Source organism: Streptococcus sp. 79 (assembly GCF_013277425.1).
In the GTDB taxonomy this organism is placed as follows: domain Bacteria; phylum Bacillota; class Bacilli; order Lactobacillales; family Streptococcaceae; genus Streptococcus; species Streptococcus pseudopneumoniae.
In genome coordinates this window covers 26,608-51,845 of the sequence record NZ_VMMW01000009.1, presented here as the reverse complement: position 1 = coordinate 51,845, position 25,238 = coordinate 26,608, and the positions used below count along the sequence as shown (strand labels likewise).

The 25,238-nt window shown below is 40.3% G+C and carries 22 protein-coding genes, 2 tRNA genes and 1 pseudogene; 1 reads left to right on the top strand and 24 read right to left on the bottom strand.

The annotated features are described in order from the left end of the window. Positions 1-210 precede the first annotated feature (210 nt). The 24 genes and pseudogenes from sufB to parE all read right to left on the bottom strand — a co-directional run bounded on the left by sufB (position 211) and on the right by parE (position 24,434). Complete coding sequence (gene sufB / locus HT729_RS02800; protein ID WP_000797052.1) at positions 211-1,623, bottom strand: Fe-S cluster assembly protein SufB; 1,413 nt, start codon at positions 1,621-1,623, stop codon at positions 211-213. A 57-nt stretch (positions 1,624-1,680) separates the two neighbouring features. Next, positions 1,681-2,121, bottom strand: a complete 441-nt coding sequence (gene sufU / locus HT729_RS02795) for a Fe-S cluster assembly sulfur transfer protein SufU (protein WP_119943159.1) — start codon at positions 2,119-2,121, stop codon at positions 1,681-1,683. After that, on the bottom strand, positions 2,108-3,334 hold the full coding sequence (locus HT729_RS02790; protein WP_119943157.1) for a cysteine desulfurase: 1,227 nt from the start codon (positions 3,332-3,334) through the stop codon (positions 2,108-2,110). The genes sufU and HT729_RS02790 overlap by 14 nt, the downstream gene beginning before the upstream one ends. 10 nt (positions 3,335-3,344) lie before the next feature. Beyond that, entirely contained in the window at positions 3,345-4,607 is a 1,263-nt protein-coding gene (gene sufD, locus HT729_RS02785; RefSeq protein ID WP_050219083.1) for a Fe-S cluster assembly protein SufD, read from the bottom strand. A gap of 27 nt (positions 4,608-4,634) precedes the next feature. After that, positions 4,635-5,405: a Fe-S cluster assembly ATPase SufC gene (sufC, locus tag HT729_RS02780; RefSeq protein ID WP_000114489.1), complete on the bottom strand. Its 771-nt coding sequence runs from the start codon at positions 5,403-5,405 to the stop codon at positions 4,635-4,637. Positions 5,406-5,669: 264 nt separating this feature from the next. Further along, on the bottom strand, positions 5,670-5,864 hold the full coding sequence (locus HT729_RS02775; RefSeq protein ID WP_001041547.1) for a DUF3272 domain-containing protein: 195 nt from the start codon (positions 5,862-5,864) through the stop codon (positions 5,670-5,672). Positions 5,865-5,891: 27 nt separating this feature from the next. After that, positions 5,892-7,547, bottom strand: coding sequence for a DNA polymerase III subunit gamma/tau (gene dnaX, locus HT729_RS02770; RefSeq protein WP_050207859.1), 1,656 nt, complete (start codon positions 7,545-7,547; stop codon positions 5,892-5,894). Further along, entirely contained in the window at positions 7,547-8,044 is a 498-nt protein-coding gene (locus HT729_RS02765) for a GAF domain-containing protein (RefSeq protein ID WP_050207860.1), read from the bottom strand. Before HT729_RS02765 ends, dnaX begins: the two co-directional genes overlap by 1 nt. 85 nt (positions 8,045-8,129) lie before the next feature. Beyond that, complete coding sequence (gene rpsA, locus HT729_RS02760) at positions 8,130-9,332, bottom strand: 30S ribosomal protein S1 (protein WP_001001629.1); 1,203 nt, start codon at positions 9,330-9,332, stop codon at positions 8,130-8,132. 161 nt (positions 9,333-9,493) lie between these two features. Then, positions 9,494-9,565 (bottom strand) — tRNA-Gln (locus HT729_RS02755). 9 nt (positions 9,566-9,574) lie between these two features. Then, positions 9,575-9,655 (bottom strand) — tRNA-Tyr (locus tag HT729_RS02750). A gap of 49 nt (positions 9,656-9,704) precedes the next feature. Continuing rightward, on the bottom strand, positions 9,705-9,935 hold the full coding sequence (locus tag HT729_RS02745) for a DUF2969 domain-containing protein (protein ID WP_000037111.1): 231 nt from the start codon (positions 9,933-9,935) through the stop codon (positions 9,705-9,707). 167 nt (positions 9,936-10,102) lie between these two features. Then, complete coding sequence (gene pcp, locus HT729_RS02740; RefSeq protein WP_000699369.1) at positions 10,103-10,747, bottom strand: pyroglutamyl-peptidase I; 645 nt, start codon at positions 10,745-10,747, stop codon at positions 10,103-10,105. 14 nt (positions 10,748-10,761) lie between these two features. Continuing rightward, positions 10,762-11,685, bottom strand: a complete 924-nt coding sequence (locus HT729_RS02735; protein WP_023936687.1) for a DUF979 domain-containing protein — start codon at positions 11,683-11,685, stop codon at positions 10,762-10,764. Next, complete coding sequence (locus HT729_RS02730) at positions 11,682-12,371, bottom strand: DUF969 domain-containing protein (RefSeq protein ID WP_050207862.1); 690 nt, start codon at positions 12,369-12,371, stop codon at positions 11,682-11,684. The genes HT729_RS02735 and HT729_RS02730 overlap by 4 nt, the downstream gene beginning before the upstream one ends. Before the next feature lie 64 nt (positions 12,372-12,435). Beyond that, a complete protein-coding gene (locus HT729_RS02725; protein ID WP_345890460.1) occupies positions 12,436-14,385 on the bottom strand; it encodes a peptide ABC transporter substrate-binding protein in 1,950 nt (649 codons plus the stop codon). Positions 14,386-14,425: 40 nt separating this feature from the next. Continuing rightward, positions 14,426-15,448 (bottom strand): branched-chain amino acid aminotransferase, encoded by a 1,023-nt coding sequence (locus HT729_RS02720; protein ID WP_172931637.1) that lies wholly within the window; start codon positions 15,446-15,448, stop codon positions 14,426-14,428. Between the two features lie 134 nt (positions 15,449-15,582). Next, on the bottom strand, positions 15,583-18,054 hold the full coding sequence (gene parC, locus HT729_RS02715) for a DNA topoisomerase IV subunit A (protein WP_172926267.1): 2,472 nt from the start codon (positions 18,052-18,054) through the stop codon (positions 15,583-15,585). A 478-nt stretch (positions 18,055-18,532) separates the two neighbouring features. Then, positions 18,533-19,093 carry a GTP pyrophosphokinase gene (locus tag HT729_RS02710; RefSeq protein WP_138702957.1) on the bottom strand — a complete coding sequence of 187 codons (561 nt, stop codon included), beginning with the start codon at positions 19,091-19,093 and terminating at the stop codon, positions 18,533-18,535. A 29-nt stretch (positions 19,094-19,122) separates the two neighbouring features. Continuing rightward, positions 19,123-19,950, bottom strand: a pseudogene (locus HT729_RS02705) (aminoglycoside 6-adenylyltransferase). Between the two features lie 63 nt (positions 19,951-20,013). Next, positions 20,014-20,616, bottom strand: a complete 603-nt coding sequence (locus HT729_RS02700; RefSeq protein ID WP_172926268.1) for a Fic family protein — start codon at positions 20,614-20,616, stop codon at positions 20,014-20,016. 34 nt (positions 20,617-20,650) lie between these two features. Continuing rightward, on the bottom strand, positions 20,651-21,469 hold the full coding sequence (locus HT729_RS02695) for an Eco47II family restriction endonuclease (protein WP_112443538.1): 819 nt from the start codon (positions 21,467-21,469) through the stop codon (positions 20,651-20,653). Then, positions 21,466-22,467 carry a DNA cytosine methyltransferase gene (locus HT729_RS02690; protein WP_050207868.1) on the bottom strand — a complete coding sequence of 334 codons (1,002 nt, stop codon included), beginning with the start codon at positions 22,465-22,467 and terminating at the stop codon, positions 21,466-21,468. The genes HT729_RS02695 and HT729_RS02690 overlap by 4 nt, the downstream gene beginning before the upstream one ends. Positions 22,468-22,490: 23 nt before the next feature. Then, positions 22,491-24,434, bottom strand: a complete 1,944-nt coding sequence (parE, locus tag HT729_RS02685; protein WP_172926269.1) for a DNA topoisomerase IV subunit B — start codon at positions 24,432-24,434, stop codon at positions 22,491-22,493. A gap of 135 nt (positions 24,435-24,569) precedes the next feature. On the opposite strand from parE, the gene plsY reads away from it, so the two are divergent. Continuing rightward, the gene (plsY, locus tag HT729_RS02680) at positions 24,570-25,211 is read left to right on the top strand and encodes a glycerol-3-phosphate 1-O-acyltransferase PlsY (protein ID WP_023940961.1); all 642 of its coding nucleotides are present in this window, start codon (positions 24,570-24,572) and stop codon (positions 25,209-25,211) included. The last annotated feature ends 27 nt before the right edge of the window (positions 25,212-25,238 follow it).

Here is a 25,238-nt window from a genome sequence, read left to right as displayed (position 1 = left end):
TCACGGGTGGTTATGACTACAAATTCATCTTCAAAGTTCTTGATTTTGAGTAGATCTAATGCTCAATGAAAATCAAAGAGTAAACTAGGAAGCTAGCCGTAGGTTGCTCAAAGCACCGCTTTGAGGTTGTAGATAAAGCTGACGTGGTTTACACTTTGATTTTCGAATAGTATCAAAGTCCTTGATTTTGAGTATATCTAAAATCAAATTTTACCCAACTGACCCTTCCATCTCATAGCTAATCAAGCGGTTCAGCTCAACAGCATACTCCATTGGAAGCTCTTTTGTGAAGGGCTCCACAAATCCCATAACAATCATTTCTGTCGCTTCTGATTCTGACAATCCACGACTCATGAGGTAATACAATTGTTCTTCTGAAATCTTAGAAACCTTAGCTTCGTGTTCCAAAGCAACTTGCGAGTTGTGGATTTCATTAAATGGAATAGTATCTGATGCCGACAAGTCATCCATGATAATGGTATCACATTCAATGTGAGAAACAGATTTCTTAGAGTTCTTGTTAAAGGTTACTTGACCACGGTAGTCAACCTTTCCTCCGCCTTTAGCGATGGATTTAGACACGATAGACGAACTGGTATGTGGAGCATTGTGAATCATCTTGGCACCAGTGTCCTGGTGTTGCCCTGCATTAGCAAAGGCAATAGAAAGCATAGTACCACGCGCCCCTTCTCCATCTAGGCAAACAGATGGGTATTTCATGGTTGTTTTGGCACCCAAGTTTCCATCAATCCACTCAACAGTCGCATCTTTCAAGGCTTTGGCACGTTTCGTTACCAAGTTATAGACGTTGTCAGACCAGTTTTGAATGGTTGTATAACGCATATAAGCTCCTTTTAAGGAAAAGATTTCTACAATGGCAGCATGCAAGCTGTTACTTGAATATGTTGGCGCTGTACAACCTTCAACGTAGTGGACACTTGCTCCCTCATCAACGATAATCAAGGTACGTTCAAACTGACCTGTATTTTCGTTGTTGATACGGAAGTAAGTTTGAAGTGGAATATCCACTTTGACCCCTTTTGGTACATAGATAAAGGTTCCACCTGACCATACTGCCGAATTGAGGGCAGCCAACTTATTATCTGTTGGTGGTACCAACTTAGCAAAGTATTGTTTAAACAAATCTGGGTATTCCTTGAGAGCAGAATCCGTATCTGTAAAGATAATACCTAACTTCTCAAATTCTTCCTTCATGTTATGGTAAACTACTTCGGACTCATACTGGGCAGAAGCTCCAGCAAGATAAGCACGTTCAGCTTCTGGAATCCCAATACGTTCAAAGGTTTCTTTAATTTTTTCAGGAACCTCATCCCAGGAACGAGCTGGTTTATCAGATGGTTTTTGGTAGTAGATTAAGTCATCAAAATCAATCTCTGACAAGTCTGCTCCCCAAGTTTGCATGGGCATTTTTTTGAAGGTTTCATAAGACTTCAAACGGAATTCTAACATCCACTCAGGTTCTCCCTTGGCAGCTGATAGTTCACGAATGACATCCTCATTCAATCCTTTTCCTGTCGATAGGACAGGCTCTACATCATCATGGAAACCAAATTTATATTCACCAAGATCAATTGGTTTTGGTTCTACTCTTTCTTCAGCCATAATATCCTTTCTTTCATTCTTCATTTCTACTGATTCATAAGACAAAAGAAACTTGCCTTATTTGTTTTCTTGATTTTCAATTGTTTTCTTAAGGGCATTCCAAGCTAGGGTTGCACACTTAATTCGTTGCGGGAATTTGGCAACACCTGACAAGAAGGCTGCGTCTCCAAGACTATCTTGTCTGTCATCTTTTTGCCCTTGAACCATTTCAGAAAAAATGGTCGCAAGTTCTAAAATTTCTTGTTTGGTTTTTCCTAAAACTGCATCTGTCATCATGCTGGCAGAGGCAGTTGAGATGGTACAACCTGAGTTTAGAAAAGCGATATCTTCCAAACGGTCCTCTGCATCAAACTTGACAGAGAGATTGATAACATCCCCACAGGTTGGATTGTTGAGACTGATTTGCTCAGCATCTTCCAACTTCCCTTGGTGATGTGGATTTTTCGAATGGTCCGCTACCACTGCCATATAAAGGCTATCTAGTTTAGAAAGTGCCATTGAAAAACTCCTTTGTCTTTTGTAAGGCATCGACTAGCTTGTCGCAATCTGCCTTGGTATTGTAGATATAAAAACTTGCACGAGCTGTTGCTGAAACTTCCAAATACTGGAGCAAGGGTTGCGCACAATGGTGACCTGCTCGAACAGCAACTCCTTCATAATCCAGAGCCGTCGCGATGTCGTGCGGATGAAGGTCGCCTAGGTTAAAGGCAATGACACCTGAACGTTGAGCCAAGTCCTGCGAACCGTAAATGGTCAATCCTTCAATCGCCTGCAGTTTTGGATAGACATATGCAATCAGTTCCTGTTCATGGGCTTCAATGGCATCCATACCAATCTTTTCCAGATAATCCACTGCTGCTGCCAGTCCGATAGCACCTGCCATGTTAGGAGTTCCAGCCTCGAATTTCCAAGGCAATTCCTTCCAACTAGCCGATTGTTCGTAGACGAAATCAATCATCTCGCCGCCAAATTCTATTGGAGACATTTGCTCAAGATACTTTTCTTTGCCGTAAAGGACACCGATACCAGTCGGACCAGCTATCTTGTGACCCGAAAAGGCGAAGAAGTCCACATCCAAGTCATGGACATCAATCTTCATATGAGGTGTAGATTGAGCACCATCCACTACCATGATTGCCCCAACTTGGTGGGCTAATTGAGTGATTTCCTTGATCGGATTGACCACACCAAGAACATTGGAGGCATGAGCTAGGGAAACAAATTTAACCTTATCAGTCAATTTAGCTCGCAAATCCTCCATATCCAAGGCACCATCTTTAAGATAGACATAGACAAGCTCTGCTCCAGTCTTTCGACAAGCTTCCTGCCATGGAATGATATTAGAATGGTGTTCCATTACTGAAATCAAGACCTGGTCTCCCTCAGTCAAGACTTCCTCAGCATAACGCGCTACCCAGTTCAGACTGGTTGTCGTTCCTCTGGTAAAGAGAACTTCCTTTGTAGAGTCTGCATTGATAAACTTACGAATGGTTTCACGAGCCGCCTCATAAGAAGCTGTCGCCCTTTCTGCCAAGGTATGAACACCACGGTGAACATTGGCATTGTCGCTCTCATAGTAGCGGTTGATTGTTTCCAGTACTGCTAGTGGTTTTTGTGTCGTCGCAGCATTGTCCAGATAGACCAACGGTTCATCGTTGACAATCTGGTCTAAAATTGGAAAATCCTTGCGAATCGCTTCTACATCTAACATAGGCTACCCCTTAGCGTTTTGACAATTTTTCTTCGATAGTCGCAATCATTTCATCACGAACTTCCTTGACTGGAATCTCCACGATAACAGATCCAAGGAAACCACGGACAACCAAGCGTTCTGCAGTTGCCTTGTCCAAGCCTCGGCTCATGAGGTAGTACATGTCTTCTGGATCTACCTGACCAATAGAGGCTGCGTGTCCTGCAGTTACGTCATTTTCATCAATCAAAAGAATTGGATTGGCATCTGAACGCGCTTGGTCTGAAAGCATGAGCACACGGCTCTCTTGTTGGGCATCTGCTCCCTTAGCACCCTTAATGATGTGGCCGATACCATTGAAAGTCAAAGTTGCTTTTTCAAGGATAACCCCATGTTGGAGGATATTTCCGATTGAGTTGCAGCCATAGTTTGTTACGCGAGTGTCAATTCCTTGCACCTGACGGCCACTTGAAAGAGCTACAACTTTCAGGTCAGCATGGCTACCGTTACCAAGCAAGTCACTATCAAAGTCAGCAACGACGTTTCCTTCGTTCATGACACCGATTGCCCAGTCAATACTTGCATCGTTGCCTAATTTACCACGACGGCTAATATAGGCAGTAACGTTTTCACCTAGACGGTCGATAGCCGCAAACTTGACTTGAGCACCAGAACGTGCAATTACTTCTACTGTGATATTAGCAGTTGCTTTGGCACTTCCTTCACCGCGTGACTCTAAACGCTCCAGATAACTAATCTTAGAATTTTTACCAGCGATAATCATAATATGCTTGTTAAACGGCACATCGCTATCGCTGTCTTGATAGAAAATCCCTTCGATTGGTTCAGCAATTTCCACGTTATCAGGAATATAGAGAACAGCACCACTATTGAAATAAGCTGTATGGTAGGCTGCCAACTTATCATCGTCATACTTGACAGATGACATGAAGAATTCCTCAACAAGCTCTGGAATTTCTTCTAAAGCTGAGTGGAAGTCTGTAAAGATGATACCCTGTTCAGCCAACTCAACTGGAATTTGCTCAAAAACAGTTTGCGTTCCTACTTGCACCAACTTCAAGTGGTTATCTAGTGCAGTGAAATCTGGAACATTTGCTGATGGCTCGCTTTCTGTAATCGTCCCATCCCCCAGATTCCAACGGTGGAATTTGACACGCTCAATAACTGGTAATTCTAAACTCTCAATCTTATCAAAAGCTTTTTGACGGAGGTCAGCCAACCAGCTTGGTTCAGCGTGCATTTCTGAAAAAAGTTTAATATTTTCTTTAGTCATTTACTTCTCCTAAAAGATACGAGGGAATTACAATTCTTCCTTGTAGTCGTAGCCAAGTTCTTCAGCTAGTTTTGCGTATCCTTCACGTTCCAAACGTGCAGCCAATTCTGGACCACCTGAAAGGACAACACGCCCTTCCATCATCACGTGTACCACATCAGGTGTGATGTAGTTCAAAAGACGTTGGTAGTGAGTGATGATCATAGCACCAAAGCCTTCACCACGCATAGCATTCACACCTTTAGAAACAACTTTAAGGGCATCAATATCAAGACCTGAGTCAATCTCATCCAAAAGAGCAAAAGTTGGTTCCAACATCAAGAGTTGAAGAATTTCATTACGTTTTTTCTCACCACCAGAGAAACCTTCGTTGAGGTAACGCTCTGCCATTTCTTCTTTCATGTTGAGCAATTCCATTTTTTCATCTAGCTTAGTAATAAACTCACGAACTGAAATCTTCTCATCATCTTCTTTACCAGCATTCATAGCGGCACGAAGAAACTCAGCGTTGGTAATTCCAGGGATTTCTGATGGGTATTGCATAGCAAGGAAAAGTCCCATACGCGCACGCTCATCCACTTCCAACTCAAGGATGTTTACACCATCAAACAAAACTTCACCTTTGGTTACTTCATAGTTTGGATTTCCCATGATAGCGGCAGAAAGAGTCGATTTACCTGTACCATTTGGTCCCATGATAGCGGCAATTTCTCCTGTTTTCAGGGTCAAGTTAACCCCTTTTAAAATTTCTTTTCCTTCAATCTCAACGTGAAGATCTTTGATCTCTAATACTGACATGATAGTTCCTTTCTTTTTCAAGACCTTTACAGTACTTACTAGAAACATACTTGATTTCCCTAGAAAATACGGTAATACTCAATGAAAATCAAAGAGCAAACTAGGAAGCTAGCCGCAGGTTGCTCAAAGCACCGCTTTGAGGTTGCAGATAAAGCTGACGTGGTTTGAAGAGATTTTCGAAGAGTATAAAAGGTCAATAAATATACTTTTATAGTATAACAAAAAAAAGCCTAAAAGGCTTTGATTTTGTCTGGAAGCTGAGGGCTAGTCTTTCCTATTAAAATGCTGATCGATGACATCAACGATTTTGCCCATCACATAACTGACACGAAAATTTCTGAAGAGTAAAATTGCCCAAAAGGCTGCCATAATATAGCGACCAGTCATCCAGGCTTCATTGAAAAAATAGGTCTCAGCAGCTGTAAACAGCGCCATAATAATAAATTGTTGTTTATTCATAAACTTATTGTATCATGAAATCTTTCTTTAGTCTTCCTCTACCTTCACTTTATCAACCAAAAATTCAAATCCTTCTGGAATCAGGCTTTCTTCTGCTTCTTTTTCAGTTTGAGAAGATTTGGCTTTGGCTGAAAAGGCTGCGCGAACTTCTTTCCATTCCTCCATGGAAATAGCTAAAATCTCGGGTGAAAAACCTGCCGCCTGACTGAGGATGTTACCAAACATAGTGTTGAGATTATCCCGTTTCATGGTTTGACCAGCATTAAAGTTAGACTCAAAAGCAAGAATAGCATGGTGTTCATTGGCCGCAACCGGTTGAGATCCAACTAGCAGAGCCTTATCAGGGCCACCTAGACTTTCAATTACCTCTCCCCAGGCGTTCTGCAAGCGAATCAGATTTTGACGTGCTAAATCAGGATTTTCAACGGCCTCTTGTAAGATAGATTGAACTTTATTGCGATCAACACGATAGACTGTTTTGCCCGTAGCTGGTCGACTAGGAGCTGGACTTGTTGGCTTGGATACAGTTCCCACATTTGCGAGTTCTTGTTTGAGACGTGTCACTTCCTGTCTCAGTGCAGAAATTTCATGTTCAACCGCTCCTGAAAGAGATAGCTCAGGCTTAATCTCCGCTAAACGAATGGTCATCATTTCAGCATAAATCTTGGGCTGCAAACTAGACTTAATATCTGCTAAACTCACTGTCGCTAAGCGAATCATTTCAAACAGATTTTCTTGAGGAAGTGCCAAATTTTCTACAAAGACTGGACTATGATGAGTATTTTCTCCCCCTGTTTGAACAATTAACAAGTCTCTTAAATAGTGCAAAAGGTCGGTCACAAAACGAGTCATGCTCTTACCATTGTCAAAAAGAAGATTCAAGCAAGACAAGGCCTTGGGAACATCCTGTTGAGACAAGGCAGCAACATAATCATCCAAGGCTGATAGGCTAATGGTGCCAGTAATTTCTTCAGAGATGGCAGTCGTCAACTCGTTTCCCTGTGTCAAACTCAGGGCTTGATCCAAAATAGACAAGGCATCTCGCATTCCACCTTCAGCACGTCTGGCAATGATTTCCACAGCCTCTGGTTCAGAACTGATATTTTCTTTTTCTAAAATATAGCGGATATGTTCCTTAATATCCTGTGTCTTAATCGATTTAAATTCAAAACGTTGCACACGGGATAGAATAGTGGCAGGAATCTTGTGCAATTCAGTAGTAGCCAAAATAAAGACCACATTCTGTGTTGGCTCTTCCAGCGTCTTTAAGAGGGCATTAAAGGCCCCTGTAGACAGCATGTGAACCTCATCTATGATATAAACCTTATAACGAGCAAGACTAGGGGCGTAGGTAGATTTATCACGAATTTCACGGATTTCATCAACCCCATTATTAGAGGCCGCATCCATTTCAATGACATCTTCTAAACTACCGTCCGTCACTGCCTGACAAATATAGCAGTTATTACAAGGTTCACCACCCACTTGATTTGGGCAGTTCATAGCCTTGGCAAAGATCTTGGCTACACTGGTTTTTCCCGTTCCCCGTGGACCAGAAAAAAGATAAGCATGACTTATTTTCTCTTGCTCCACTGCTTGTTTAAGAGTCTTAGCCACAACTTCTTGACCAACCAACTGGGAGAAATTTTGACTTCTATATTTTCGATAAAGTGCTTGATACATTAAGATTTTTCCCCAAACATTGTAAAGTCCCATTCTGTCTTTTCAAGCAAAATAGCGACAAATTGTTCCAAATAATCTCGATCCGTTGCATCGTAATCCTCAATCTCTGAAGAATCCAGATCCAGAACTCCAAGTAACTGACCATTCTTCATCATCGGCACCACAATTTCACTTTTAGCTAGACTATCACAAGAAATATAGTTAGGATAGGTCGTCACATCTCCAACCAGAACAGTTTCCTGAAAGTGAGCTGCCTCACCACAAACACCCTTGCCTAGCGCAATACGGATGCAGGAAACACCTCCTTGGAAGGGGCCTAAAACCAATTCCTTTCCATCGAACAAATAAAAGCCTGCAAATACGGTATTAGGAAAACGTGATTTTATGAGAGCACTGGCGTTGGAAAGATTAGCCAAAACATTGGTTTCGCCTTCCAATAGGAAGAACAATTCTTCATTTAACATTTGATAACGTGATTGTTTTTCTGATTTTAACATAGAACTATTATATCAAAAAAGGAGCAGAGACAAAAGAAAAATCCCTTGTTTAGTAAACAAAGGATTTTGTGAATTTTCAATTTGATTAAAGTTCGATATCACCAAACAAATCAGCCATTGAAAATCCTGTTTGTGTTTCTGGAAGTTCGAAATCACGCTTCTCTTGACGTCTTGGACGACGTGGACGAGCAGCACGTTTTTCTTCTTTTTGTCCTTCTTCTTGAGCTGGACGTTCTTCAAGAGCTTTAATAGAAAGTGATACACGCTCTGCATCTGCGTTAACTTCAAGAACTTTAACTTGAACTTCTTGACCAACTTTAAGAGCTTCTTTTGGATTTTCAATACGTTTGTGTGAAATTTGTGATACGTGAACAAGTCCATCGATACCTGGCAATACTTCAACAAATGCACCGAAGTCAGTCAAACGTTTAACTGTTCCTTCTACTACATCACCTTTAGCCAATTTTTGCTCAACACCATCCCATGGTCCTGGTACTGTTGCTTTAAGTGAAAGTGATACACGTCCTTCTTCTTCGTTAAGATCAAGGATTTTCACTTCAATTTCTTCACCAACAGTTACAACTGATTTTGGTGAAACGTTACGTTCATGTGACAATTCAGTCAAGTGAACCAATCCGTCAACACCACCAAGGTCGATGAAAGCACCGAAACTTGTGATACGAGCAACTTTACCAGTTACAACATCACCAACAGCAAATTTACCAAATACTTCAGCGCGAGCTGCTGCTGTAGCTGCTTCAACAACTTCACGACGTGAAAGGATGAAGCGGTTTTCTTTAGCATCAACTTCTTTGATTTTAGCGTCAAATTCTTGACCTACAAAACGCTCAGTGTTACGTACGAAACGAGTATCCAACATTGAAGCTGGGATAAATCCACGAACACCTTCAAATTCTACTGAAAGTCCACCTTTAACGGCACGAGTTCCTTTAACAGTAACAACTTCTTCTTCGCGACCAACAAGTTTGTCCCATGCTTTGCGAGCTTCAAGGCGTTTTTTAGATACAAGGTATGTAACTGTATCAGTATCTTTACCAACTACTTGACGAAGTACAAGAACATCCAATACTTCTCCTACTTTAACAAAGTCATTGATATCTGCATCGCGATCGTTTGTCAATTCGCGAAGAGTCAAGACACCTTCAACACCAGTTCCAGAGATTGCAACGTTAGCTTGAGTCGCATCAACTGTCAATACTTCAGCACTAACAACATCACCAGTCTCAACTTGGCTAACGCTATTTAGCAAATCTTCAAATTCGTTCATCTAAAAAATCCTCCAACAATCAAGTTTTTCTTAAACTTGACATACTTATAATTTTTTTCCTAAGCACCCGCAAGGACATGTTCATATCATTCACGTCTTTCAATTATAAAAATAAAATACCCTAAGATATTTTGCTTTTTATCTTGATTATTACCTAAGAACTGGGGTAGCTGGATTCGAACCAACGCATGAGGGAGTCAAAGTCCCTTGCCTTACCGCTTGGCTATACCCCATTGATGAAATGGAGAGAGAGGGATTCGAACCCCCGAACCCGAAGGAGCGGATTTACAGTCCGCCGCGTTTAGCCTCTTCGCTATCTCTCCTACAATCAACATGGACTATTATATCATGAAAATTTCAAAAAAACAAGACTTATTTTGCTAAATTATAATTTTCAATCAAAATTTCCACAGCTTTTTCCAATTTTTTATAAAAACTATCGACATTCCCATTCTTTATGATGGCAAATTGTCCCTCTAATTCGGCAATTTCTCCGATAACTTTTTTACCAATGATCAAGGTATAGCCTTCAAAACTGTCTTTTCCTACATTAACTTTGGCATCTGCTACTTGAATTTCGATTTTTTTATCTTTCTTACTCATTTCATACCTCTCTTCACTTTTTCTATTGTACAAGAAAATCCTAAAACTAGCAAGAAAAAACTCTATATCAGGCTTGTCTGATATAGAGTTTTATGTAAACAACCTTAATCGATTTAGCATAGCTAATAGTTAGTAAACAAGCATAAGTGACTATCCTTTTTAGATTATCAGTGAGTCTCACCACCTACTAACTGCAAATCCTTATCTTTGTAGTCTACAATAGCTTCAATAGCTACCTCTATGCCTCTTACAATATCACATAGACTCATTCCTGCAGTATTCGGCTTATTTACTACTTGTTCCATCATATATGGAATATGCATGAAACCTGCTCTCATATTAGGGAATTTTTTATCCACTAAATAAAGAGCTTGGTACATCAAATGATTGCAAACAAAGGTTCCTGCACTATTGGATACAACTGCTGGAAGTCCCTGTTTTTTAATAGCTTGTACCATCGCTTTGATAGGTAAACTACTAAAATAGGCCGATGCTCCATCAATACGAATCGGTGTATCAATTGGTTGATTGCCTTCGTTATCAGGTATGCGAGCATCATCTTGATTAATAGCCACTCGTTCAGGTGTTAAACCTGTCCTGCCGCCTGCTTGTCCAATACAAAGTACAGCATCTGGTTGATATCGTAATATTTCTGCCTCTAAAACTTCTGACGACTTATAAAAAACCGTTGGAATTTCTACCCAGCGAACTTCGGCCCCATTAATCTCAGATGGTAATAATTTTACAGCCTCCAAAGCTGGATTAATCTTTTCACCTCCAAAAGGATTAAAACCTGTAACCAATATTTTCATTTTATTTTCCTTTACTAAAATGCGAGAAAGTACATTAAGAATATGTGAATAACAATCATTACTAGAGCAACACCTGCTTGAGCCTTTATAACACCATTCTGATCTTTCATATCCATCAGTGCTGCTGGTAGAGCGTTAAAATTAGCAGCCATTGGGGTCAATAAGGTCCCACAATAACCTGCTGTCATGGCAAGAGCACCAGCCACAATTGGATTAGCTCCCAGAGCAAATACAAAGGGAACTCCAACACCTGCTGTAATAACGGTGAATGCTGCAAAAGCATTTCCCATAATCATTGTGAATAGAACCATTCCAAGAACATAGGCCAAAACTCCTATAAAGCGACTATCTGAAGGAACAATACCGCTAATCAGATGAGAGATAACATCACCAACACCTGCTACAGTAAAAATAGCCCCCAAAGCCCCTAATAATTGGGGAACAATCCCACTTGTTGAAACTTGCTGAGTCATTCGATTATTTTCTGATAACAAACTCTTAGGGTGACTATTGGTAATCACAAGAACAGAAATTGTAGCAAACAAGGCGGCAAGGCTAATCGAAATCTTGCTAAATTCTGGAATCATTTGCGCTAAGACCAACGCAAGTATTGCCATCAGCATAACTGGAATAAAAATTTTATTTTTCAATCTGTTAGATTCAATATTGGCTTTCATTTCATCTAAGGATGGCAAGGTTCCGATACGGACTTGCTTAAACAATGTTAACAGCGATAATAGGATTACAATAATACCAATACTCATATTTGGCATATAGGAACCACCTATAAACGTAATAGACAATAAAATCCAAAATGCAGATGTTCCAAATCGAACTGGGTTTGTTTTATCTTTATAACTACAATAGGCTGTGTGGAGAAATTGACAACCAATCACAATATAGGTCAACTCTAATAGTTGCTTTGCCAACTCTGTCATTTTTGTTCTCCTCCCCTAGTCTTTTCTGATGTCAATTTTTTATCAAATAAATAATTGTAAATCCCCACTACAATAAGTGTTATAACAGCAACAATAATAGATGCAGAAGCAATCCCTGCATAATTGCTTTCATAGCCTAACTGATCTAATGTTCCCCCTATCAAGAGGACTCCCCCAGCACCTACAAACGTATTTTGAGCAAAGAAATTTCCAAAATTTTCATTTGCAGCCGCACGCGCTTTTATTGCCTCATCTTCAACCTCTGTTAACTTTCTACCTAATTGAGACTCTGCTGCTGCTTCTCCCATAGGTTGAACCAAAGGTCTGACAAACTGAGGGTGTCCTCCTAGACGAATTGAAAAGAAACCAGCTAACTCTCGAATAAAGAAATAAACTGTATAGAAGTTTCCAACTGTCAGACCTTTAATCTTTCGAATCAAATCAATTGATCGTTGCTTGAGTCCAAAGGTTTCTGACAGCCCCACAAGAGGCAAGGTAACCATAAAAATCGTGAGCACTCGCTGATTGCTAAATTCTTTTCCCAAAATCTCCAAAAATTCAACAAGAGAAACACCTGAAACTAAAGCTGTAACCAAACCAGCTAAGACTACTGTTGCAATTGTATCAAACTTTAAAATAAAACCCACAACAATGATTGCTATTCCTATTAATCTAATCCACTCCATATCAAACTCCTTTATATCTAAAATGACAGTATTTTTAAAATTTTATCAAGAGCAATACCATTCCTTATTTAATGTGTTTTTCTAGTTCTTTTTGGTACTTGCTATTAGATTCCAATTTGTCTTTTTGCCATTTTTTAAGAGCTTCGTCATATTCTTTTGTTGTAACAATATCTTTTTGCAATCTCATTCCTTTAAAGATATATGGATCCCCCTTAATACCAACTTGTGAGTATGGTTTTGAGAATGGTACTACGTTACTTACAACTGGAGAACCGCCAGATGAAGCTGTTGGCATCAATAATGAACTATCTGTCAACCAAGCTTGAGCTTTGGCATATTTTTCATATCTCTTCTCTAAGTCAGTGGTCTCAGAAACAGCATCTTCTAACAATTTCTTATATTGATCCAAACCAAGTTTAGCGACAACATCCTTATCTTTTCCTTTTGTAATACCAAGGTGTTTCATGGCAGAACCAGATTTTGGATCCATAATATTCAAGTAAGACGCTGGATCTTGATAGCTTGGAGCCCATCCTGTACTGTTCAAATCATAGTCTTTTTGAGAAGGAACACGTGCTTGAGAAGTGATTGTTTCCTTTTCATTATCTGTCATTTGAAGAACATCAATGACAACATTTTCAGCACCAAGAGTTGATTCAATAGACTGTTTGAAAGAGTTGCTTTGTTGAACGGCGATAGTATCTGTTTGTTCAACCGGGACATCCAAGTGAATTGGGAAGGTTACCCCTTTAGATTCCAAGTCTTTCTTAGCTTTTTCGAAAGCAGCTTTAGCCTTGTCAGGGTTGTAGATAGAATCCTTACCGTCAACTAGCTCAACACCTTTCCATTGGTCACCATAGTTCACCAACTCTGCTTGAGCGATTTGACCAAAGTTCTTACCACCTGCTTGTACGAAGTTATCTGGAACAAGGCTGTTACGAATAATCTTGTCCGCACCATCTTCACCGTTTAGCTGGGCAGCATACGAATGACGGTTGAAGGCAAAGTTGATAGCCTGACGGAAGTCCTTATTGAGCATCGCTTCTTTTGTAGAAGTCTTTTGCTCCTCACTTGTTTTCGCAGTTTTATTGTATGACTGACGATTTACGTTAAAAGTAAAGTAATAACTACTTGAATCTTGCGGGCTATAAGTGATTTTATCTCCGTATTGTTCCAAAGTTGAAGCAAAGTTTGAGCTGCTTGGGAAGAGACGGGCTGTCGTATAAGCACCAGAGGAGAAGCTACGAATCAAAGACTCCTGATCTGAACCATCGTAGTAGGTCAACTTAATCTTCTCAATTTTAACATTTTCTTTATCCCAGTAATTTGGATTTTTTTCATATTCAATCAACGATTTAGAAGTCAATGTTTTTAAGAAATAAGGGCCATTGTAGAGAATACCTGCTGGGCTAACCTCTCCGTAATTCTTTCCAGATGCCTTTAAAAACTCTTCATTTACAGGTAACATCGTCGCTGTAGTCACTTTTGAATTCCAGAAACTTTCTGGCGCATTCAATGTGTACTCAACTGTGTAGTCATCCAAAGCTTTAACACCAACTGTAGAGAAATCATTGGTTTCACCAGTCATATAGGCGTCCAAGCCTTTGATTGAATTTTGGATGAGAGAGACACCGTCTGACTTACCATCAGCGACGTGTTTTAGTCCTGTCACAAAGTCATGGGCTGTTACTTCTGCGTATTCTTCGCCTTCTGATGTGTACCATTTCACTCCCTTACGAAGTTTATAGGTATAAGTCAATCCATCTTTTGAGACAGACCAATCCTCAGCCAAGGAAGGAATAACATTACCATATTTATCATTTTCCATCAAACCATCAACGACATTCCCGATAATATCTGTTGTGGATGTACGCGTTGCTATGCTGTAATCCAAGGATGCTGGATCCACTGCATAAACATAAGAAAATGTTGTCGGAGCATCTGCTTCTTTATCAGCTTTTCCACAGGCTGCTAAAAGAGCTGTTGTGCTTAGGACAAGTCCTGTTGTTAAAATTCACTTTTTTGATTTCATAAAAATCTCCTTTAATATATTTTTAATCTACTTTCACAATCCAACCTTCTGGCGCTGGAATATCACCAAACTGAATTCCTGTCAGTTCATCATAGAGTTTACGCGTCACAGGACCTACTTCTGTTTCGCTATAGAATACATGGAAATCATCACCGTGTTGAATACCTCCAATTGGAGAAATAACCGCTGCTGTACCACAGGCACCTGCCTCTACAAAACGGTCAAGGTTATCAATTGGAACATCTCCTTCAATAGGAGTTAAGCACAAGCGATGTTCTGCCAAATAAAGTAAGGAATACTTGGTAATAGATGGCAAGATAGATGGACTCAATGGTGTTACAAATTCATTATCAGCTGTAATTCCAAAGAAGTTAGCTGATCCGACTTCTTCAATCTTTGTATGAGTTGAAGGGTCTAGGTAAATAACATCTGAGAAATGACGTGATTTAGCCAATTTCCCTGGTAAGAGACTGGCAGCATAATTCCCACCAACCTTTGCCGCACCTGTACCATTTGGAGCGGCACGGTCGTATTCATCCTGAATCAAGAAGTTGGTTGGGACCAAACCACCCTTAAAGTAATTTCCAACTGGCATAGCAAAGATAGTAAAAATATACTCCTCTGCTGGTTTTACCCCGATAATATCTCCGACACCAATCAAAAGAGGGCGAAGATAAAGGGTTCCACCTGTTCCGTATGGGGGTACGTATTCTTCATTCGCACGGACAACTGCTTTACAAGCTTCTACAAACATTTCTGTCGGAACTTGTGGCATCAAGAGACGGTCACATGTCCGTTGCAGGCGTTTAGCATTTTCATCAGGACGGAACAGTTGAACACTGCCATCCTTAGTACGATAAGCCTTCAAACCTTCAAATGCTTGTTGTCCATAGTGGAGACTTGGAGAAGACTCTGAAATATGCAAAGTTGCATCCTCTGTAAGCTCTCCTTGATTCCATTGTCCATTTTTAAAATGAGCAATATAGCGATAAGGTAATTTCATATAGGAGAAACCAAGGTTTTCCCAATCAATCGTTACTGTCATATTCCACTCCTTATTCTAAAAACCTATTTCTTATATTCTACACTATTTTTCTAAAATAGCAAGTATATTTTGTAATTTTCAGAAAATTTCTTCAATAAAAAGAACCAGCTCTTAGAACTGATTCTTCATTTCACTTATTTAGCTTCAGTAAATACTTCTTTAAGATAAGCGTCAAAAACTTCTTCATCTGAAATCGTGTCAGAAATGAAGCTTCCATTGCTAGTGCGTTCTGACAAGTTCAAGTCTTGTAATCGACTTTGATAGATTGTTCCTTTGTTAGATTGAACAAGCAGAGTTTGGCCATTCCTGTCCGCTTCTGTACTGAAGAGGTCACCAACGAAGCCTTGTTCTGCAACTGCACCAGCCAAGAAGACACGGTGCGGTTTGTTTTTCAACTCACGCAAGACTTGTAGTCCTCGTTTGGCACGGCTGGTTGCCGGAATTTCGTCAATAGAAACACGTTTCAAACTTCCACGCTGGGTCAAAAGGTAGAAAGAAGACATATTGCAGATAAAGGCAGCTTGAAGCGCATCATCTGCTTTCAGGTTTATAGCTTTGACACCTGCAGCCTTGGCACCGACAACCGGAACCTCTTCGATATTGAAACGCAGGGCATAACCGTTTTGACTAATCAAGACAACATCATCTAGTTCAATCGGAACCACTGCTACAATCTGGTCTGTCTCGTCTTTGAGCTTAGCATACTTGACAGACTTAGACTTGTAGGTCCGCCATGGAGTGAATTCTTTGCGTTCTACACGCTTGATTTGACCGAGACGAGTCGCTAAAAAGTAGGTTGTCGCATCATCAAACTGATCTACCACTTCTGCATAAAGGATTTCTTCATTCGTTTCGAAGTTTGTAATGGTTTGGCTCAGATGCTCTCCGATGTCCTTCCAACGAATATCTGCCAATTCATGGATTGGTCGATAGATGACATTTCCAAGACTTGTGAACATCAAGAGGTGCTGGGTTGTCTTGGCAGATTGAACAAAAATCAAACGGTCATCATCACGCTTGCCAATTTCTTCCAGCGTTGAAGCGGCAAAGGAACGTGGGCTGGTACGCTTGATGTAACCTGCCTTGGTCACGCTGACATAGGTATCTTCCTCAGCGACAAGACTAGCTGTATCAATCTCAATTACTTTTGCTGTGTCTTCTAAAGTACTCAAACGTGGAGTCGCAAATTTCTTCTTGACCTCACGAAGCTCTTTCTTCATGAGATTGTACATGGTCCGTTCATCCCCGATAATAGCAGCAAGCATGGCAATCTTTTCACGAAGCTCTGCTTCTTCTTCCTGCAAGACAACCACATCGGTATTGGTCAAACGGTACAGTTGCAAGGTTACGATAGCCTCAGCCTGTTCTTCCGTAAAATCATAGCTAACTTTGAGGTTTTCCTTGGAGTCAGCCTTATTCTCAGAAGCGCGGATAAGAGCAATGACTTCGTCCAAAATCGAAATCACACGAATCAAACCTTCGACAATATGGAGACGCTTCTCAGCCTTCTCCTTGTCAAAGCGGGAACGAGCCAAAATCACTTCACGACGGTGGGCGATGTAGCTAGACAAGATTGGAACTATCCCAACCTGACGAGGCGTGAAATTGTCAATCGCCACCATATTAAAGTTGTAGTTGATTTGCAGGTCTGTGTATTTGAAGAGATAGTTGAGAACGAGCTCCGTATTAGCGTCTTTTTTGAGCTCAATCGCAATACGAAGACCATCACGGTCAGACTCATCACGAACCTCAGCAATGCCTGCCACCTTGTTATTGACACGAACATCATCGATTTTCTTGACTAGATTGGCCTTGTTGATTTCATAAGGAATCTCAGTAATAACGATTTGTTCCTTACCACCTTTTAGCTTTTCAATTTCAGTCTTGGAACGAACAACCACGCGCCCTTTCCCAGTCTCATAAGCTTTCTTGATTTCATCACGACCCTGAATAATAGCCCCTGTAGGGAAGTCTGGTCCAGGCAAGAATTCCATGAGTTTATCAATCTTTGCAGTTGGGTGGTCAATCATGTAAACTGCAGCATCTATGACCTCAGCTAAATTATGGGGAGGAATGTCTGTGGCATAACCAGCCGAAATCCCAGTCGAACCATTGACCAAGAGGTTTGGAAAGGCTGCGGGTAAAACAGTTGGTTCTTTTTCGGTATCGTCAAAGTTCCAAGCAAAAGGAACGGTCTTTTTCTCGATGTCTTGAAGAAGGTAGCCAGCAATTTCAGACAAACGCGCCTCAGTATAACGCATAGCCGCAGGCGGATCTCCGTCCATAGAACCGTTGTTACCGTGCATTTCGACCAAAATCTCACGATTTTTCCAGTCCTGTGACATACGAACCATGGCATCATAGATGGAACTGTCACCGTGTGGGTGGAAATTCCCCATGATATTCCCGACAGACTTGGCCGACTTACGATAGCTCTTGTCAAAAGTATTTCCATCTTTATTCATCGAATAAAGAATACGACGCTGAACCGGCTTCAAGCCATCACGAATATCTGGCAAAGCCCGGTCTTGAATAATGTACTTGGAGTAGCGACCAAAGCGCTCTCCCATGATGTCCTCTAGGGACATGTTTTGAATGTTAGACATATAGGATACAGAGCCCGTAAAATACCAAGTGAAAATAGAAAATTCTTGAAGTAAGCAAGCTCACCAGAGAATTTATCTTTTTCACACAGCATTTAGGGCGTGTTCAACTCCTTTCAAAGAATATAGAGTAGGTTTTTACAGAAAAGGTGTTCAGTTAAGATATAAAGGGACGATTTGGCTTGCCGAAAATTTCTGTAGAAAAATAGGAAATCGATGTAAGGTTCTATGAAGTCAAGACGATTTGACTTTTTTCCGAATAAAATTAGTCCAATGTTCAGTTACACTCAGTAACCAAACTATCCTTCTGTAGTTTAATGTGTTTAAAATGTGTTGCTTCAGTTAATAAGAAATTTCACACAGTATTTAAGGCATGTTCAACTCCTTTCGAAAAATGTAGAGTAAATACTATGGAAAAAGAAAAAATATAGAGTAAGTGAGTTTCATCCAATTCCTGTATCGTCATTTCCACTTGAAATGTCTACTCCACAAATCCTCGTTTATACTTGATATGGCTGGCGATATTACTATCTACATCTTTCTTATCCCAAAGTTGGAGTTCCCATGGGTAATAAAAATTACTTTTATTTTTAAAATAGATATGAATACCAACATAGCCATCTTTATCACGTAAATACCAGTTTTTTAGTCCATAAATCTCTTGCCAATCATCTAATTTCTCCATGACTTGAGCTATCTCTTTGGAACTTAAAATCATACGAGCACCAAAAATATCATTAAGAATAGAATTCACAGGATATCCCTCTTGACGCTCTGAAAAACGTGTAATTTTATCTAAAATAGACTCAGAAGTTTTGACACGATAAACATAGGCAATATCTTGGACATCTGCTTTCATCAGATAATCATTAATTGACTCATGTAAATTCAGACGGTAGGCCAAAATCGCTTTAGCCGGAACTTTTGAAAAGGTATGCTTGAGATTGATTTTTTCTACCTTACCCGTTTCAAAATAATCTTTAGAATATTCTCGATGAATACGATTAATCTCTGTAATGAGGCGTTCCACTTTTTCAATCATGAGTCTTCTCCTCTCGCTTTTTCATTTTTCTAGTTATTCCCAAACTTCTTCACTCTTTCCTCAGCATACTCAATCATCTTCTCAGCCACTTCTTTATCGTAGTCAAAGCCCATTTTTTGAGCAAGAAATTGAGCTTCTTGGTGGAAAAGTTGCATCGTAGCCAATAAAGACTGAGTAATTTTATCTATACTTGAAAAATCAAGCAAATCTGAGAATTCCTTTTCTTTATCAGTGGGTAAATAGTTAAAAAGATACTTATAATTCTTGCCGACGTCTACTGTTCCCTTATCACTTGCGACCTGCCAAGCCAAGATTTTCAAGAGTTCTTGTTGGCAAATACCATAGAGATGGTCAGTAGCATAGAATACCTGCTTGCGACAAATCCCTTTGACAACGTAGGCTGACACCCACCAAAATTCATTACAGGAATTTTTAAAATCCGTTTCAGTAGCTGGGGTTATCCAGTGACGCTTTGGACTGGGAGAATAGGACTCAAATAAGTCCTTCTCATCTTCCAAAACTATGAATTTCGACTCGCTATCTACCCACTCCTTGATGTTCTCTTTGGGGCAGAGAGTTAAATCAATGCGGTTACCATCTTCAAAGAGCATGAGAAATAGACGACGATGGTCAAGACCAACTTCTTGCTCGATAATGCGTTTCCCAAACTGGTCTAGTCAAGAAAGGTCACTCGTCAGATTATCTAAATCGTCCACGACATAGACCACATCGTAGTCTTGAAATTCATCTGTTTGAACCTTTTGGTTTGTACGTGAACCAGACATGGCGACAGCTTTGACTTGTAAAGTTTTGGCAGTCTGTAAAATCAGATCTAGCATTTCTGTTTCAGTTCTCATGTCAGTACCTTCTCATTCTATAGATTACTAGGTGTCTGCTTCTTCTTACTGGATAGTTTTATACTATAATTCTCCTGTCTGGTAAAGACTATATCCTTCGTAGTGGTATGAAGCATCCACTCCCTTAAAGAAACTGGTCTGACTGAGGTCATCCGTCAAGTTATTGAGAAGTAAATACTTGAGTTCTCCAGTCGATACTGCACTACGCTTCATGGCATTCAGGTATTCATCCTTATCAATAGCGTTCCAATCTACCACCTTACCCAGCTTCTGACGAAGCATACAATCTAACCAAATCCGCATGGCGCGTCCATTCCCCTCACGGAAAGGATGGGCAATATTCATATCCGCATACTTATCAACCACTTGATCAAAATTGTCATGAGGAAGTTTGTCAATATACTGTAAGGATTGCTCCAAAAAAATACGGGGGGCAAATTGAAAGTTATCCTTTGCAATATTAACATCACGGATTTTTCCGGCGAAATCATAGATACCAGAAAAAAGATAGTAGTGAATAGCGGACAGCCCTGCAAATGTCCCAACTTCCATCTTGAACAAGTCTCCTGTCTGAAAAAGCAGGGCGGCTTGTTTTTTTGTCAGTTTTTCTTCTGCATCTGCCAGCTGGGCTGAGTTTGTAATGCCTAGTTTATTTTCCAATACCATATCTTCCCCTTATTAACGCCATTTTGTTATGAAATCATGTTCTATCAAAACCTAAATAAGTTGAAAATCCTAGAAGATAGATCACTCTTGCAACTGCCAATTCACTATCATCTTCAATATTTCCTTCTGCTTTCATAATGATTTCTTCAAAAACAGTATCATTTGGCACGATCTCTGTTCCCATTTTTTCTACTGCCTTCTCAGCTACTGACGGTAAATTCATACACATCTTATAAAAAGCATCTTTTTCACCCGTTACCATGAAATAAAATTGATCCAGGCTAACTCTACGAATAAATTTGTGACCAACTTTTTCCCCGTCAACTTTAGGTTCCCATTTAATATTTTGAGATTGCTTTGAAATCGCTTCGACCAAGAAACAGGCACAATCGTCATCCTTCAATAACTGATTTTGCATCTTGATAAAAGTCTTCCCTGATGATGCAGAATTCATAGTATTGTGCTTATTTTTCATTTCAACATAAATTCTACTTACACGCGAACCATCAGGTAAAGAAATTCCTCCTGGATTCTCGTATATAACATCCCAGCCACCTTCTTTTCCATTATCTGGGACACGACAATTCCTCATATATCTGAAAATAGTTTGATGGAAATAGCCAATATCATTATTATTTGACTTATCTCTTTGGCGAAAAATTTCATTACTAATAATTTCATCCCAAGAACTACGATAAACCGACTTATCAAAAATTAGTTTTACAGGATCTACAATATTCTTATTAAATCGTTTCAAATCAAAAGATTTCAATTTTTCACCATACTTCGAAATAGTATCTTGAACATGTTTTAAAAAATCTTCTTCACTAATAAAATCTAAATCCCAAGTCATAGTTGCTCCAAACTTTCTTTTATTTTTATACCCACTTCATAAGCCAAGTTAACTGGAACAGCATTCCCCACTTGCTTATATTGATTTCCTATGCTCCCTTGGAATATCCAATCATCTGGAAAACTTTGAATGCGAGCATTTTCACGAACTGTAAAAGGACGAGCCTCCAATGGATGGCAACGTTCTGTTTGTTTTTGGGTAGGAGATGTTAAAACTGTTAAAGATGGCTCATCTAAACTCATTCTTCTCAAAATACCTGTCCTGCCCCCAGTCATATCCCAAGTTGACTTCATATACTCTTTTGCAATATCTTCTGGAATATCACGCCAATAGCCACCTGGGGGAACTAATTCAAAAATTTTTCTCTTGTAATCAGAATATTGTGCACCAACACTAGGCGGACTATCTAATAATATATCTCTCAATACTGGCTTATATTCATGTGGTTCTGGATAATCAAACGAAATAATATCAGCTAAGTCATTTCTAACCCCAACCATAATCATACGTTCACGTTTCTGAGCCACTCCATAATCCCAGGCATTTAAAACCTTCCATTTAACCGTGTAACCTTCATCCGAAAAAATATCCATAATAGTTCGAAATGTTTTTCCATGATCATGAGAAACTAGGCCACGTACATTTTCAAAAACAAACATTTTCGGTTGAAGTTTATTTAGAAATATTGCATAGTGGTAGAATAATGTACCTCGAGCATCCTCTAAACCTAAACGTTTCCCAGCATAAGAAAAAGCTTGGCAGGGAGCACCTCCGCTCAACAGTTCTAGTTCTCCCTTTTTTATATTAAAATATTCCTCCAAATCAAGAGATGAAATATTTGCAATATCATCATGAATGACATTCCAACTAGGTCTGTTGTGTTTCAATGTTGCCGCTGCTGCTTTATCAAACTCAATCAAACCAATGGCTTCGAATCCAGCTTTTTCTATTCCAAGTGCCAAACCACCTGCACCTGCAAATAATTCAATAACTCTCACTCTTATTTCCTCTTTAAACTAACTTAAAACACTGTCGCTTCTTCCAACGTAAACTTGACATTATCCTCAATCCACTTACGGCGTGGTTCGACCTTATCGCCCATGAGGACATTGACGCGGCGTTCGGCGCGGGCTAGGTCTTCGATTGTGACACGGATGAGGGTACGAGTTTCTGGGTTCATGGTTGTTTCCCAGAGCTGGTCGGCATTCATCTCTCCAAGCCCCTTGTAGCGTTGGAGTGTTGCTCCTTTACCGAACTGCTTGCGGAGTTCTTCTAGTTCCCCGTCCGTCCATGCGTAAGCTACTTCTTCCTTCTTGCCTTTACCTTTTGACATCTTGTAAAGAGGCGGAAGGGCGATATAGACATGACCTGCCTCGACAAGAGGACGCATATAGCGGTAAAAGAAGGTTAAGAGAAGTGTTTGAATGTGGGCACCGTCAGTATCCGCATCGGTCATGATAATAATCTTGTCATAGTTGGCATCTTCAATAGAGAAATCTGCTCCAACACCTGCACCGATGGTATAAATCATGGTATTGATTTCTTCATTTTTAAGGATATCCGCCATCTTGGCCTTGGCTGTATTGATAACTTTACCTCGAAGGGGCAAGATAGCCTGGAACTTGCGGTCACGACCTTGTTTAGCCGATCCACCGGCAGAATCTCCCTCGACTAGATAGAGTTCGTTCTTAGCAGGATTTTTAGACTGAGCTGGGGTCAATTTCCCAGACAACAAGCCCTTATCTTTCTTATTTTTCTTCCCATTTCGGCTCTCATCACGCGCCTTACGTGCCGCTTCACGAGCATCACGGGCCTTGATAGCCTTGCGAATGAGATTGGAAGCTAGTTCTCCATTTTCCATTAGGAAGAAAGTCAACTTATCCGCCACAATTCCATCCACAACCGGACGAGCTAGTGGACTGCCTAGTTTGTCCTTGGTCTGACCTTCAAACTGCAAATGTTCTTCAGGAACCAAGATAGAAAGAACAGCTGCTAGCCCCTCACGATAGTCTGACCCTTCAAGGTTTTTATCTTTTTCCTTGAGAAGCCCCGTCTTACGCGCATAGTCATTCATAACCTTGGTAATGGCAGACTTGAGTCCTGTCTCATGTGTTCCACCGTCCTTGGTGCGAACGTTATTGACAAAGGACAAGATGTTATCTGAAAAACCATCATTGTACTGGAGGGCAACTTCCACTTGAAAACCATTGTCTTCACCTTCAAAGTAAAGGACTGGCGTCAAGGTTTCCTTGTCTTCGTTTAGATAAGAAACAAAGTCCTGCACCCCATTCTCATAGTGAAATTCAATTGCTTCATCTGTTCGCTCGTCTGTCAAAGACAAGGTCACATTTTTCAAGAGAAAGGCTGACTCATTGAGACGTTCTGAAATGGTATTGTACTTGAAGTCTGTCGTAGAAAAGATCGTCGCATCAGGCATAAATGTAACCTTGGTACCTGTTTTAGACTTAGGTGCTGTACCGATTTTCTTCAAGGTCGTGACAGGTTTTCCCCCATTTTCAAAACGTTGCTTATAGATTGCCCCGTCACGGGTAATTTCAACTTCCAGCCAACTTGAAAGAGCGTTAACAACGGAAGAACCCACCCCGTGGAGACCACCAGATGTCTTGTAGCCACCCTGACCGAATTTTCCTCCGGCATGAAGAATGGTAAAGATAACCTCAACTGTTGGAATCCCCATAGCGTGCATACCCGTCGGCATCCCACGACCATGGTCTTGAACCGTTAAACTGCCATCTTTATTGATGGTCACATCAATACGGTCACCAAATCCAGACAAGGCTTCATCGACAGCATTATCGACGATTTCCCAAACTAGGTGGTGGAGCCCAGCGCCATCGGTCGATCCGATATACATCCCTGGACGTTTACGGACCGCATCCAACCCTTCTAGCACCTGAATGGCATCATCATTATAATTGTTAATATTGATTTCCTTTTTTGACACAAGGAACCTCCTATTCGTTCATCTTTACTATTCTACAGGTTTTCCAAGGATTTTGCAAAATTTTTCTTTCTCCGATGTAACAATTTCAGAAGAGATTCTCTGCCTTTCTTCTTCATTTCATGATATAATAGGAGTATGATTACAATAGTTTTATTAATCCTAGCCTATCTGCTGGGTTCGATTCCGTCTGGTCTCTGGATTGGACAAGTATTCTTTCAAATCAATCTGCGCGAGCATGGTTCTGGTAACACTGGAACGACCAATACTTTCCGCATTTTAGGTAAGAAAGCTGGTATGGCGACCTTTGTCATTGACTTTTTCAAAGGAACACTAGCAACACTTCTTCCGATTATGTTTCATCTACAAGGGGTTTCGCCTCTCATCTTTGGACTTTTGGCTGTTATTGGCCATACCTTTCCTATCTTTGCAGGATTTAAGGGTGGCAAGGCTGTCGCAACCAGTGCGGGAGTGATTTTCGGATTTGCACCTGTCTTCTGTCTCTACCTTGCAGTTGTTTTCTTTGGAACCCTCTATCTTGGTAGTATGATTTCACTATCTAGTGTCACAGCATCTATCGCGGCTGTTATCGGGGTTCTGCTCTTTCCACTTTTTGGTTTTATCCTGAGCAATTATGACCCTCTCCTCATCGCTATTATCCTAGCTCTTGCTAGTTTGATTATCATTCGTCATAAGGACAATATCACACGCATCAAAAATAAAACTGAAAATTTGGTCCCTTGGGGATTAAACCTAACCCATCAAGATCCTAAAAAATAAAACGCCAGTTCTATACTGACGTTTTTT

Coding starts and splice junctions, on each gene's coding strand:
- sufB (WP_000797052.1), bottom strand. CDS start 1,623: ATGGCTGAAGAAAGAGTAGAACCAAAACCAATTGATCTTGGTGAATAT.
- sufU (WP_119943159.1), bottom strand. CDS start 2,121: ATGGCACTTTCTAAACTAGATAGCCTTTATATGGCAGTGGTAGCGGAC.
- HT729_RS02790 (WP_119943157.1), bottom strand. CDS start 3,334: ATGTTAGATGTAGAAGCGATTCGCAAGGATTTTCCAATTTTAGACCAG.
- sufD (WP_050219083.1), bottom strand. CDS start 4,607: ATGACTAAAGAAAATATTAAACTTTTTTCAGAAATGCACGCTGAACCA.
- sufC (WP_000114489.1), bottom strand. CDS start 5,405: ATGTCAGTATTAGAGATCAAAGATCTTCACGTTGAGATTGAAGGAAAA.
- HT729_RS02775 (WP_001041547.1), bottom strand. CDS start 5,864: ATGAATAAACAACAATTTATTATTATGGCGCTGTTTACAGCTGCTGAG.
- dnaX (WP_050207859.1), bottom strand. CDS start 7,547: ATGTATCAAGCACTTTATCGAAAATATAGAAGTCAAAATTTCTCCCAG.
- HT729_RS02765 (WP_050207860.1), bottom strand. CDS start 8,044: ATGTTAAAATCAGAAAAACAATCACGTTATCAAATGTTAAATGAAGAA.
- rpsA (WP_001001629.1), bottom strand. CDS start 9,332: ATGAACGAATTTGAAGATTTGCTAAATAGCGTTAGCCAAGTTGAGACT.
- HT729_RS02745 (WP_000037111.1), bottom strand. CDS start 9,935: ATGAGTAAGAAAGATAAAAAAATCGAAATTCAAGTAGCAGATGCCAAA.
- pcp (WP_000699369.1), bottom strand. CDS start 10,747: ATGAAAATATTGGTTACAGGTTTTAATCCTTTTGGAGGTGAAAAGATT.
- HT729_RS02735 (WP_023936687.1), bottom strand. CDS start 11,685: ATGACAGAGTTGGCAAAGCAACTATTAGAGTTGACCTATATTGTGATT.
- HT729_RS02730 (WP_050207862.1), bottom strand. CDS start 12,371: ATGGAGTGGATTAGATTAATAGGAATAGCAATCATTGTTGTGGGTTTT.
- HT729_RS02720 (WP_172931637.1), bottom strand. CDS start 15,448: ATGACAGTAACGATTGATTGGGAAAACCTTGGTTTCTCCTATATGAAA.
- parC (WP_172926267.1), bottom strand. CDS start 18,054: ATGTCTAACATTCAAAACATGTCCCTAGAGGACATCATGGGAGAGCGC.
- HT729_RS02710 (WP_138702957.1), bottom strand. CDS start 19,093: ATGATTGAAAAAGTGGAACGCCTCATTACAGAGATTAATCGTATTCAT.
- HT729_RS02700 (WP_172926268.1), bottom strand. CDS start 20,616: ATGGTATTGGAAAATAAACTAGGCATTACAAACTCAGCCCAGCTGGCA.
- HT729_RS02695 (WP_112443538.1), bottom strand. CDS start 21,469: ATGACTTGGGATTTAGATTTTATTAGTGAAGAAGATTTTTTAAAACAT.
- plsY (WP_023940961.1), top strand. CDS start 24,570: ATGATTACAATAGTTTTATTAATCCTAGCCTATCTGCTGGGTTCGATT.